Consider the following 12,542-nt stretch of genomic DNA (forward strand, 5'->3'; position numbering starts at 1 on the left):
TAGTTCTCCTTACTGGATGTATTCGTCTTTTATTTCGTTGCCAATGGCTTTGACTATAGCGACAGTAAGCGGCTGCTTGCCCCTCAATTGCTGCTTGATTTCCTTCCACAAGCTCTGCAGGAAGAAATTCTCATTGGCCAGAATGGTTTCTTTGTGCAGCAGGCTGTCGTCGATATAGGATTTCATATCCCGCAGGAAGTCAAAAGTCAAGCTCGGCGAAGTAATCAATCCGTCCCGCATGAGGTTCTTATGCAGACGCATATAGCGGACATCGCCCCCATAGCGTTCCGTAAGTCTGGAATTGACCGCATTGAGATCGTGCATTTTCTGCCGCAGGATTTCCAGTTTCTTATCCTGCTCCCGCATCTCATCCATGGTCATTTCCTGAATATCGTGCCCCTCCAGAATCCGTTTCAATTCCTCCCAGAGTTTCAGGAACTCCGGATCTTTCTTGTCCTGATTGCGTCCGAATTCCCCAATCGTCTGCCGCCGCTTGCTGGCAAAGGCATCAGCCAGGGACAATTCGCCCTCACTGACCTTGCGGAACGTGAACCGGATATCATGGGTGGCTATTTCAATCAGGCTGTCCATATCTTCCGGATTCTGCAGAGCTTCCTTCTCCCGCAACAGCTGCAGTCTTTGCTCCGCCAGCTGAAAGAGCATCCGTATTTTGTCACGGTCAAGTTTCTCCACCAGTTCCTCATAGCCAAAAAGCTGCGCCAAATTGTAGAGTTCCTTATACTGTGACAGTACATGACGCAATTCACTGACTTCCTCCTTGTTCTCGATAGAGGAAATCTGGCGCTGGAAATTTTCCAGATTATCCGTGTCAAAGGAAAAGAGCTTGTCCCGGATTTCCCGCAGTTCCTCCCCGATTTCCTCCGGAGTCTTGAAGATGCTGGAGAATTGCTCGAAATCATCCCCCAGTTCTTCCTGCAACTCTGCAAGATAAGCCTGATTTGTCTTGTCAAATTCTGCCCGAATATCGGCAAAGTCCACCACATAGCCATAGCGCAGCTGATGATAGGGACGATTGGCGCGCGTCAGGCATTGGAGCAGACTGTGGTCACGGATGACGCGGCCCAGATAGAGCTTCTTCAAACGCGGGGCATCAAAACCTGTCAGCAGCATATTGAAGACTACCAGGATATCCACCTCGCCCCGCTTGAAGGCATCGCGTTTTTCCTTGAGCTGCTCCTTCGTCTCCCCGATGGTCGAAAGCACCAGTGCGGCACGGAAGGTGCCACGGGCGGCCAGTTCTTCATAGATAGCCTGAGCCTGCTGGCTGGAATCCGCCACCACCATTGCCCCGATGGTGCTATCCCCCACGAGGATACGGGAACCTGTGAAGTCTTCCTCGATATAATCCACCAAGGGCTTCACATAATTCTCATGACAGGTCAAATCCTTCTTTTGGATAAGCCCCTTTTCCACCTCATCACTCAGCTTGTCCAGCACCGCATTGAGCTGCAGACGGTATTCCGTCTTGATGCCTTCACGGATAAGCCGCAGAGTATAACCATCGGCAATGGACTGATTGTAATAGTATTTATGGATATAATCCCCAAACAGATCCTTGGTGCGCACCTTGCCAATAAGCGGCGTCCCTGTAAGGCCGAACATCACGGCACTGCGGTCAGAATTCACCAGCCGCGCCAGGAAGGAGCCATCCGCACGATAGTCACGATGAACCTCGTCAATGAAGTAGACACGCTGAATGCTGACATTATAGTCCGGCGCCTTGGTCACGGCATCATCACCGAATTTTTGGATATTGACTACATTCATCACCAGCCCGCCGGAAAGTGTCTGCTCACTGGTGCTCTGAATGTTTTTCGTAAACTCCGCCCGCTTGCCAATCTCCACCACGTTCAGCCCACGGGCACGGAATTCATCCGCCGCCTGCTGCATCAGGTCAAGACGGTCTACGATGAAATAAAACTTCGCTACAATCTGTTGAGCCGCATAATAATCCGCAAGGATTTTGACATTGTAAAAAGCCAGTTCTGTCTTGCCACTGCCCTGCGTATGCCAGATTACACCGCCACGGGCCTGACGCTTCTCACCCAACTGCTGCGTTTTATGCTGTGGCAGGTCGGCTACCATCTCCAAGTTATAATCCATACGTTCATCCATGTAGCAGACTTTTCCTGCTGACGCCTTTTCCTGCTCCCGTAAAGCAGCCACCTTGCGTCCAATGGCCTGAGAGCCAAAAAACTGCTGATAACGCATCAAGTGCTTGGCTATTTCCATAACGCCCTTATCGTTTACCTTTTCCACATAGGTAATGCCATAATGCAGCAGCCACAGAAAGCGTTCTTTCGTAAACAGCGAGGTCAAAATGCGATTGGTCGGCGTCATGAAGTTGCAATTCATCGCATAATCCGCACGGCCTTTGAGAATCGCCATATTCGTATCCTGCAGGATAGTGTCTTCATCTTCGGGATTCAGCTCATTTACGTTGGCATAAATATCTTTATCTTCTTCCCGAAAATGACTGAAGAACAAGTGACCGCGGCCATTAGTGGCATAGAACGCCCCGGAAATCGGCACGGCCTCCGTATCATCATATTCCATATTATTGGAAAAGACCATCAGCTGCGTGCTATTGAGAAAACGGCGGTACTTGGCGTTGCTCGTGCGCTTGTTCATGCGCTCATACTCTGCCTGCATCCCTTTCAAATTGTTGGGAATCTTGACCTCACAAAAGGCAAGCGGCAAGCCATTGACCAAGACCGTGATATCCGGCCGGAAACTGCCCGTTTCCGTTGACTTGTCAACTAAGCATGGCAACTCCGTCACCACTGACCAATCATTTTTCGTTGACATGTCAAAATCAAGGAGCCGCATGGTTTCTCCACGGCAGACAATTCCCTGCTGCAGTTTGCCGAAAAAGCCTTTCCCTAAATCATCCGCAGCCAAACTATCGGATAGTTCCGAAAGGATTGCCTGAAATTCATCATCGGTCAAAGGATTGATGGCAAGTTCAGGATTAAGCCTGTTCATGGCATCACGAAGGAGCTCCCGTGCAATATTCGTTTCCAAGTCCAGCTGTGGACGAATCTCCTTCAAGCTGCGGTAACGATAGCCCAGCCGCGTAAAATGCAATAGTGCCGGAATCTTGACCCGTGAATCTTCGGAAAAAGCCTTTGCCATGATTGTCACATCCCTTGCGCGTTATATTCTCTTTTATTATAACACAAAAGCCCTCCCATTAAGGGAAGGCTTGCGGATTTACTTCAAAATGTCTTTCGTATTCTTCACGTTGCCCACGATATCATCCATGCTCATGGCGCGGGTGTGCTTGGTATGGCTCCATTCGTGTTCATTGCGATGGATAAAGCCCAGGAAGATGATGGGAATCCAGGAGTAGATAAACACAGGATAGAGCAGCATGTAGAGCCAGGATTTCCATTTGGCCCGGATCTTTATGAGGATGATCATGGGCAGGATGTACTGGCCTAACATAATGGCCGTCATCAGCTGGGAAGGCATGAAGTTGTAGATATTCGTATAGAAGGGCGGGAACGCCAGCTGGATATAGCTGATGATGATGAAGATGGTGGAAATCATCAGGAAGTGAGGCTGCATCAGATAGATGCATTCATCCCACATGCGGATGTCCTTATGCTTCCAGCCCGCTTTCAGCATCTTGGGGATGAAGCGGTTGCCCACATCGAACTGCCCCTGTGCCCAGCGACGGCGCTGGTTCCAGGACTGCTTGAAGGTCAAGGGCTTCTCATCGTAGATGATGGCATCATGTGCCCAGCTGGTCTTGATGCCTTCGGCCATGCACTTCATGGTGAATTCCATATCCTCAGTCAGGCAGGTTGCCTGCCAACCGTGGCGTTTGAGGATTTCCATGTCAAAGCACATGCCCGTGCCGCCCAGGCAGGCCGACAGGCCAATATTGGACTTGGCCAGATGGGAGATATGGCAGATTACCCAGAAAGCGATGGCAAAGGTGCCGGCCACCCAGGTATCGTAAGGGTTCTTGGCATCCATGTAGCACTGGATGACCTTGTCGCCCTTGCAGAGGCGGTTGTTCATTTCCATCAGGAACTGAGGATGCACGAGGTTGTCCGCATCAAAGACGCAGACGGCGTCGTATTCCTTGTCCATCTTGAACAGGCGGTCAAACATCCAGTCGAGGGCGTAGCCCTTGCTCTTTTTCGTGGGATGGGTGCGCTCATGGACGATAGCACCGGCCTTGGCTGCCACTTCGGCAGTGTTGTCTTCACAGTTATCGGCTACCACATGGATATCGTACATATCCTTGGGATAGTTCAGATGGCCCAGATTCTCCACCAGCTGGCCGATGACGGCGGACTCATTATGAGCTGCCACCACGAGGGCGAAGGTCTTTTTCGGCGTCTTGACCTTATGCTCTTTCCGCCGCCACATGCCGCAGAAACCAATGATGAAGAAATACAGGGTAAAGAGGAAAATCATAATCTGCATCGGCACCATGATGATGTCAAATGGATGTGTCAAAAATCATCAGCCTTCCTTTGCAAATAAAGCAATTATTGTATTGAGGATCCCGGCCGCGCCATAGGTGCAGAACACGGCCACCGCCACAGCCGGCAGCAGGGCATCTTTTCCCAGCCAGAGGATAGCAGCAAACATCACGAGAGCAAACACTTTCGTAACCATATAGATGGGTTCAGCACCGTCACCCTTGAAGTTGGGGTAATGCACATGGCTGACCATCAGATAGCCCACGATGGCCATGATGATGGGATACGCAATGCCAAAGCTCATGGGATCAACGCCCAGGCTCACAAAGAGCAGCGTAGTCATGGCCACGATATTGCCGCCCGCCGGAATGGCCAGGCCCATGAAATAGCCATGCACCACATCGGCATTGACATTGAAGCGGGCCAAACGCCACATGCCGCAGACCGCGAAGATGATCACCACAGCCACGCCCAGCAGGCCATGATTCTGCAGCACAAAGGCCCAGGCCAGGAATGCCGGGGCAATGCCGAAGGAGCCCAGGTCGCAGAGAGAGTCCATCTCCTTGCCCATCTCACTGGACACGCCGAAGAAGCGGGCCGTACGGCCATCGAGGCCATCGGCTACCAAGGCCAGCAGAATGAAAATCGAAGCCCAAACGAAGTCTTTCTCATAGGTTGCGAGTATGGAGCACATACCGAACACCAGGTTCATGGACGTGCATAGATTCGGTAAAAAACGTCTGTAATCCATCAGTCTTTAATCCTCCCCAAAACAGTCAGACCGCCAGAAACCTTCTGCCCCTTGGTCACGGTGATTTCTACATTCTTCGGCATAACAACTTCCAGGCAGGAACCGAATTTTATCATACCATAGAGTTCGCCCTGTTTCATTTCATCATCCAGCGTCACATAGGACACGATGCGGCGGGCCAGAATCCCCGCAATCTGCTTTACGCTGATGCGGATGCGCTCATTTTCAATTCCCAATACATGGTGCTCATTCTCAAAACCCACTGTGTCCTTATAGGCAGGACGGAAACGGCCGCAAAAATACTTCTGCAGCTTGATTTTCCCGCGAATGGGACTGCGGTTCACATGGACATTGAACACGGACATAAAAATAATGACTTTATTACAGGGTTCCTTGACGAATTCATCCGTCTCCATGGGCACGATATCCGTTACCGTACCATCGGCCGGCGAAAGGATCACGTCCTCATCCTGCGCGATTTCCCGCTTGGGATTGCGGAAGAAATAACAGAAATAAAACATCAGCACGAGGGGAATCACCGCTGCATAAGGACTGATAGAAAAGCCCACTAAGACTGCCAAAAAGAAGCAGGCACCAATAAAGGGATAACCCTCGGAAATAATAGGAGTCAAGCCCCCACCTCCTGATTACAAAACATAAAATTACGCATGACGGGATTTATAGCCATGCACCTTCAGCACAAACTTCGGCAAAGCCATCAGACGGCCTGCCCGCTTCGGCTGCAAGAGCCCGCGGAACAGCCATTCCAGTTTCGCCTTCTGCATCCAGTACGGGGCGCGCTTCATCACGCCCGCCATGACATCCAGCGTCCCGCCTACGCCAATGGATACCGGCACATTCAATTCCTGCAGATGAGCATAAAGCCATTTTTCCTGCTTGGGCACGCCCAAAGCCGCCAACAGCAGATCCGGTTTGGCCGCCTTGATTTCCTCGATGATAGCCGGTTCATCCTCAGGTTTGAAGTAACCATCCCGGGTACCCACAATCTCAATGCCGGGATAAAGTGCCTCGGCCTTGGCCTTAGCTTTTTCCGCTACGCCAGGCGCAGAACCAAAGAAGAACACCCGCTGTTTTTTCGAGGGAGCAATGCGCATCAGCTCCTGTGCCAGATCGTAACCTGCCACCCGCTCCGGCATCTCATAGCCCAAATGGTGTGCGGCCCACACAGTGCCTGCTCCATCCGGTACTACCAGTGCTGCTGCATTCAAAATGTCTTTCAACTCCGTATCATGGGTTGCCCGCATGATCATTTCGGCATTCGCCGTGGCAATCAGAACATTTTTCTTCTCATCCATATAGCTCTCAACCTGAGCTACCGCCTGAGTCATCGTGACAGGATCCACCCTGACACCTAAAATATCAATCTTTTCGGCCACGCCGATACCTCCCCAATTTGCTTCTGAACACTCATTAGACAAGTTTACTACAAATAAAAGAGAGCGTCAACCGCTCTCTTATCTTTCTGCAACCGCAAATCACTGATTTTTTAACAGCCGCCAGCGAAGCTCCACCTCCAGGCTGTCTGCTGCCATCAGGCTTTGCCGCCCGCCGCCTTGATAATGGACTGGGCCACATCCTTGATGGGCACCCGTTTCTGCATGGCGTATTGCTGGATGCGGCGATAGGCCTCCTGTTCACCCAGCTTGTGCGCCGCCATGATGATGCCTTTTGCCCTGTCTATGAGCTTACGGGTTTCCAAAGAATCCTTGAGTTTTTCCAATTCGCCTTCCAGCCCCTGCATTTCCTGCCAGCGGGACAGGGCAATCTCTATGGCGGGGAAAAGCTGGCTTTCCTGCACCGGCTTCACCAGATAGCCCAGCACGCCGGAATCTTTAGCCTTTTCCACGATATCAGCCTGACTGAAGGCCGTGAGCAGAATCACCGGCGCAATCTTCGTCTCGTAGATTTTCTTTGCCGCCGTGATGCCGTCCATCTCCGGCATCTTGATATCCATGAGCACCAGATCCGGATGATGCTGGCGGGTGAGTTCCACCGCCTTGCGGCCATTAATGGCTTCCCCCACCACTTCATGACCAGCATCTTCGAGCATTTCCCGGATATCCAGACGGATAATCGATTCATTATCGGCAACGACCACACGCAATGACTTATTCTTCCCCTGCATAATAACTCATTCCTCCAAACTAGCTACAACATGTCCCATAAGTTTCGGCTTCGGCAATACAATAAAGGCATGAGTGCCCTGACCGCTTTTATCATTTTCCAAACAGAAACTGCCTTCCAAATCCCCTTCAATCAGGGTGCGGATAATTGACAGCCCCAAAGAACGTGATTTCTGCGTATTGAAATCCGCCGGCAGACCGCAGCCATTATCATAGAAATCAAGCTTCAGCTCCCCATCAAGAACCACATGCAGCCCCACCAGCCCTGTCTGCCGCCCGTCAAAAGCGTGCTCCACAGCATTGATGATGAGCTCATTGAGCACCAGGGCCAGAGAGCTGGCATATTTTGGCGGCAAACTCACCGCCTGGCCGGAAAACTCCTGCTGCAGGTCAAAATCTGCCGCCACCATGCTGGCTTTGACCTGGGCAAAGATTTCCGTCATGATCTGCTGTATATCCATGCTCTCATCCCGCTGCCGGGAGAGAAAATCATGCACCGCCGCAATGGAAAGCACCCGGTTGACGCTTTCCGAAAGCGCTGACTTCACTTCCTCCGAACCACTGCGCCGTGCCTGCAGCCGCAAAAGGCTAGCCACCGTCTGCAGATTGTTCTTAACGCGATGATGGATTTCCTGGATCACCGCTGACTTGATGCGGATTTCCTGCTCTTTGGCCCGCACCTCCGTCAAGTCAGAGAGCACCACAATCCGCCTGAGCAGCGTCCCCCCCGCCTGCAAATCAATCTGTCGCCGGATAAGGGTCAATCCCCCTGCCGTGAGTTCCTTCTGCCAGGGCCGATCCCGCTCAAAGGACTCCCGTATCACATGACGCGTCAATTGCCGGTCAAACAGATGACAGCCTTTCAGACTCCCTACCCCCAGCACCCGATAAATCCGCTGTGCCGCATCGTTGGCAAAAATGATGCGGCTGAACTGATCGGTAATGATCAGCCCATCACTGGCCGATAAGGGCATGAAAGGTGACAGATCCACATCCTTGCCGGCATAGCTGATCACATCCTGCGTAGCCTTGATGAGATAGGAGAAATCGTCAATATTCAGATGCTCCTTATCCACCTCAACACTCAACACTGCAATCACCGTGTTATTGTCCATAATGGGAAACACATACATATCCACAAAATGCCCATAGTCCTGCTCCCGCTTGCCGTGAACGAACTGCCCCGTGTGAAAAACCTCTGTGACCAATGGTTCCGCCAGAGTATCCACCACCTTTCCCGCCATATCGTCCGCTTCCTGCACATAGACCGTATGCGGCTTAGCACTGGCAATGATGCGCAGACGATGCTCCTCGCTATGCGTGTAGATCAAACCATGGCCATGCAGCAGATCGGCCAGGAATGGCAGGATCTGCTTGAGACGGTCCAGGATATTGATTTGTTTTTTTGTCAGCTGGGTGTTGTTGTGATTGGTCATGTTCATATTGCAGCCCCTTCTGTATAAAGTAACATGGCGAAACAGAGATATTTTAGCCCTGCGTCGCAGCGCAGCGTGAAAAATATCTCTGTTCCGCCATTGGAACGTAACTTATTTATCTTACTTATCGGTCAAACTAAGTCCCGGCACAGCGTTGAGGTACAGATCGCTGTATCCGCCTGCCAGTGCCTGATAGTAGCCCCGGCAGCCAATCATGGCCGCATTGTCGGTACACAATATCCTGCTGGGATAGAGGAATCTTATGCCGCGTTTTTCTGCTTCTTCCCGCAGCCGTGCTTCCAAGCCGCTGTTAGCCGCCACACCGCCGGCCAGCACCAGCGTATCGCGGCCAGCCTCCTTGACTGCCTGGAACGCTTTGCCCACCAGCACCTCAATCACCGAGTGCTGGAAGGAGGCGGCGATGTCCGCCTTGTTGAGCTCATGGCCCTTCATCTTCTCGCTGTTGATGTAGTTGAGCACCGCTGACTTCAGGCCGCTGAAGCTGAATTCATAATTGCCCTTTTCCGTAAGTGCCTGCGGGAAATCAATGGCCAGAGGATTGCCCTCCTTGGCCAAAGCATCAATGCGCGGGCCGCCAGGATACGGCAGGCCCATCACCCGAGCAATCTTATCGAAGGCTTCGCCAGCCGCATCATCGCGAGTCTGCCCCATCATGCGGAAGCGATTATAGCCCTGCACATCCACCAGGGCTGTATGGCCGCCGGACACCACCAGCGCCATGAACGGCGGCTCCAGATCCGGTGCAGCCAGGAAGTTGGCAAAGATATGCCCTTCCAGATGATTGACACCGATCAGCGGCTTGCCCAGTGAGAACGCCAAGGACTTCGCCGCCGAAACGCCTACGAGCAACGCCCCGACCAGCCCCGGGCCATAGGTCACGGCCACCTGATCGATATCCTTGAGTTCCACCTTCGCTTCACGCAGGCATTCGTCAATCACCGGCATGATGTTCACGATATGTTTGCGGGAGGCGATTTCCGGCACCACCCCGCCAAATTTCTGATGAATGGGAATCTGGGTGGAGATGATATTCGAGAGGATCTCCCGCCCGCCCCGCAAGACTGCCGCCGAGGTCTCGTCACAGCTGGACTCGATAGCCAGCGTCAGCAGTTCTTCCTTTTTCTTCTCCATAAAAACTATTCGTCACCTTTATAAACAATCAAAGTTTCGTATTCCACATGATGATGGCATCTTCGCCGTTATCCTGATAGTATTTCGGACGGCGGCCGGCTTCTTTGAAGCCATAGCCCTTGTAGAGCGCCAGTGCCGGCGCATTGGTGGGGCGCACCTCCAAGGTCAGGGCCGTAACTCCTTTTTCCTTGATGCGGTGAATCAATTCGCCAAACATCCGGGTGCCGATGCGCTTGCCTCGATACTCCGGCAGGATGGCCACATTGGTGACCTGGGCTTCCTCATAGGAAATCCAACAGCCCACATAGCCGATGACACGCTCACCATCCAAGGCCAGCAGATACAGAGTGTTCTCGTTCTGAGCTTCCTTCCAGAAGGATTCCCTTGACCAGGGAATGGCAAAGCAGGCCTTTTCCACGATTTCCACTGCATCGGCATCCTCGGGAGCCATCTCCCGAAATTCGATATGATCCGTATTGATACTATCTAAAGGAACAGCGTCCATTACATCTCCTCGCATTCTTATCTGCTAATTACATTTCTTCCGTCGGCTTGGTGGCCTTGGCTTCTTCCGGATGGCGTTTCTCCCAGAGCACTTCCGCCTCACTGCGGCGGATATACACAGGCTCTAAGTCCATCACATTATCCACGTGACCGGCAGCAAGCTCTGCCTGCCCCAGCATGGCCACACAAGCCGCCCGCGGCATCACCAGATGCGGCATCGCCACACGGACATTGGCCGGCAATTCCAGCTTGCCCGCAATCTTCTTCTGCACGGCATCCCCCAGAAGGATCACCTGCTCGCCCAGCGCACCGCAATCCACCAGGATATCGCTGATCTTTGCCACTTTTACCGTTTCTACGGTTTCCAGTCCGTCATCTTCCCAGCGATAGCTTTCCACATAGGCATTGCCCTTCTGGGCATCCAGGAGGCACACAAGGCGCACGCCCGGCACAGGCAGCTGATAAGCCAATGCCTTCAAAGTCGAGACACCCACCAGCGGGATATTCAACGCATAGCTCATGGCCTTGGCTGCTGCCAGACCGATGCGCAGGCCCGTAAAGGACCCCGGCCCAATACTGATGGCAATTCCCTCTAAATCTTCCTTGGCTGTTGCCGCCATCTTCAAGACACTTTCAATATGGGGAAGCAGCGTCTCCGAATGGGTGAGCTTGCCTTGCATGGTCAGCTCGGAAAGCAGCCGCCCCTCTTTAGCCACCGCCACGCTTGAAACCTGCGTAGCTGTATCAATGGCCAGTATGGACAAAGTCTTCCAACTCCTTTATAAACTCCTGATTCTTCTCGCCGATACTGGCAAAATCAATCTGCCGTTCGTCGCTGTCTTCGCCCAATTTGCGAATGCGCACTTCAATATAATCGTCAGGCAGTGATTCCGGGAACTTGTCCGGCCATTCAATGACCACGATTCCCTCCGGCTCCTCCGTGTATTCATAAAAGCCGATATCATCCAGTTCTTCTTCTGTTTCCAGCCGGTAGAGGTCAAAATGGTAAATGCGGCAAATCCCTTCATATACATTCATCAGATTGAAGGTAGGGCTTGTCACATCCCCTTCGACGCCCAGGGTTCTGGCCAGGCTTTGCACGAACAAAGTCTTGCCTGCCCCTAAGTCGCCTTCCAGGCAAAGCACGGTTCCTTCCCGAATCTTTTGACCCACCAGCTCGGCTAGGTGACCAGTTTCCTCGGGAGAACTTGTCATACAGGTAAACATAGTTTCCTTTCTCCTTGTATAAGAATTAAACATTATCTTTTTCATTGTAACACTATTGTGCCCATTTTGCCATATAAATTTGGGCGCAGTAATCTATAATCATTATCCGTTGATAATAATCTCAATAAACTATGTTATTTAAAGAAAACATGCGATTGAATGAGAAATAATGATTTATTTTATTTAAATCACCGAATTCAGCCATTTATCTTTTCCAGCCTGTCCCCTATAATTAAGGCATGGTGATGAGCACACCATATAATTGAGTATCATTAATGTGCAATATATTTTAGGAGGTTTATGTTATGAAGAAGTTTGTTTGTACGGTTTGTGGTTATGTTCATGAAGGCGATGCAGCACCGGAAGTTTGTCCGATCTGTAAAGCCCCTGCCTCCAAGTTTGTGGAACAGAGCGGCGAAATGAATTATGCCGATGAACATCATGTTGGTACGGCTAAGGATGTAGATCCCCGCATCATCGAGGGGCTGCGCCAGAATTTCACTGGTGAATGCTCCGAGGTTGGTATGTATCTGGCCATGAGCCGTCAGGCTGACCGTGAAGGCTATCCGGAAATCGCCGAAGCCTTCAAGCGCTATGCTTTCGAAGAAGCAGAACATGCAGCTAAGTTTGCCGAACTTCTCGGCGAAGTGCTGACTAACAGCACGAAGAAGAACCTGACCATGCGCGTCGATGCGGAACATGGCGCCTGCGCCGGCAAGAAAGAGCTGGCTACCCTGGCTAAACAGCTCAATCTCGATGCCGTTCACGATACGGTACACGAGATGTGCAAGGACGAAGCCCGTCACGGCCGCGGCTTTAAAGGCCTGCTGGATCGTTACTTCGGCGCATAATTCCAGTGTAATCCCCT

Annotated in this window: 12 protein-coding genes; 1 reads left to right on the plus strand and 11 read right to left on the minus strand. The window is 51.8% G+C overall.

Going from position 1 to position 12,542, the window contains the following annotated elements:
• Window positions 1-9: 9 nt before the first annotated feature.
• The 11 genes from SELR_RS10605 to tsaE all read right to left on the minus strand — a co-directional run bounded on the left by SELR_RS10605 (window position 10) and on the right by tsaE (window position 11,674).
• Window positions 10-3,156, minus strand: a complete 3,147-nt coding sequence (locus SELR_RS10605; RefSeq protein WP_014425227.1) for a type I restriction endonuclease — start codon at window positions 3,154-3,156, stop codon at window positions 10-12.
• 78 nt (window positions 3,157-3,234) lie between these two features.
• Window positions 3,235-4,470, minus strand: a complete 1,236-nt coding sequence (locus SELR_RS10610) for a glycosyltransferase family 2 protein (protein WP_050992809.1) — start codon at window positions 4,468-4,470, stop codon at window positions 3,235-3,237.
• Between the two features lie 30 nt (window positions 4,471-4,500).
• Complete coding sequence (gene pssA, locus SELR_RS10615) at window positions 4,501-5,211, minus strand: CDP-diacylglycerol--serine O-phosphatidyltransferase (protein WP_014425229.1); 711 nt, start codon at window positions 5,209-5,211, stop codon at window positions 4,501-4,503.
• Window positions 5,211-5,843: a phosphatidylserine decarboxylase family protein gene (locus SELR_RS10620; RefSeq protein WP_014425230.1), complete on the minus strand. Its 633-nt coding sequence runs from the start codon at window positions 5,841-5,843 to the stop codon at window positions 5,211-5,213. Before SELR_RS10620 ends, pssA begins: the two co-directional genes overlap by 1 nt.
• 30 nt (window positions 5,844-5,873) lie before the next feature.
• On the minus strand, window positions 5,874-6,608 hold the full coding sequence (locus tag SELR_RS10625; protein WP_014425231.1) for a WecB/TagA/CpsF family glycosyltransferase: 735 nt from the start codon (window positions 6,606-6,608) through the stop codon (window positions 5,874-5,876).
• A gap of 155 nt (window positions 6,609-6,763) precedes the next feature.
• Window positions 6,764-7,357: an ANTAR domain-containing response regulator gene (locus SELR_RS10630; protein ID WP_014425232.1), complete on the minus strand. Its 594-nt coding sequence runs from the start codon at window positions 7,355-7,357 to the stop codon at window positions 6,764-6,766.
• Window positions 7,358-7,363: 6 nt separating this feature from the next.
• Window positions 7,364-8,797, minus strand: a complete 1,434-nt coding sequence (locus SELR_RS10635) for a sensor histidine kinase (RefSeq protein ID WP_014425233.1) — start codon at window positions 8,795-8,797, stop codon at window positions 7,364-7,366.
• A gap of 114 nt (window positions 8,798-8,911) precedes the next feature.
• Window positions 8,912-9,943, minus strand: a complete 1,032-nt coding sequence (tsaD, locus tag SELR_RS10640; protein WP_014425234.1) for a tRNA (adenosine(37)-N6)-threonylcarbamoyltransferase complex transferase subunit TsaD — start codon at window positions 9,941-9,943, stop codon at window positions 8,912-8,914.
• A gap of 28 nt (window positions 9,944-9,971) precedes the next feature.
• Window positions 9,972-10,463 carry a ribosomal protein S18-alanine N-acetyltransferase gene (rimI, locus tag SELR_RS10645; RefSeq protein ID WP_231848079.1) on the minus strand — a complete coding sequence of 164 codons (492 nt, stop codon included), beginning with the start codon at window positions 10,461-10,463 and terminating at the stop codon, window positions 9,972-9,974.
• A gap of 13 nt (window positions 10,464-10,476) precedes the next feature.
• A complete protein-coding gene (gene tsaB, locus SELR_RS10650; protein ID WP_014425236.1) occupies window positions 10,477-11,211 on the minus strand; it encodes a tRNA (adenosine(37)-N6)-threonylcarbamoyltransferase complex dimerization subunit type 1 TsaB in 735 nt (244 codons plus the stop codon).
• The gene (gene tsaE, locus SELR_RS10655) at window positions 11,192-11,674 is read right to left on the minus strand and encodes a tRNA (adenosine(37)-N6)-threonylcarbamoyltransferase complex ATPase subunit type 1 TsaE (RefSeq protein ID WP_014425237.1); all 483 of its coding nucleotides are present in this window, start codon (window positions 11,672-11,674) and stop codon (window positions 11,192-11,194) included. The genes tsaB and tsaE overlap by 20 nt, the downstream gene beginning before the upstream one ends.
• Before the next feature lie 305 nt (window positions 11,675-11,979).
• Here tsaE and SELR_RS10660 point away from each other — a divergent pair, with 305 nt between their 5' ends.
• On the plus strand, window positions 11,980-12,525 hold the full coding sequence (locus SELR_RS10660) for an NADH peroxidase (RefSeq protein WP_014425238.1): 546 nt from the start codon (window positions 11,980-11,982) through the stop codon (window positions 12,523-12,525).
• Window positions 12,526-12,542 lie beyond the last annotated feature (17 nt).

It is taken from the genome of Selenomonas ruminantium subsp. lactilytica TAM6421 (assembly GCF_000284095.1).
Lineage (GTDB): Bacteria > Bacillota > Negativicutes > Selenomonadales > Selenomonadaceae > Selenomonas_A > Selenomonas_A lactilytica.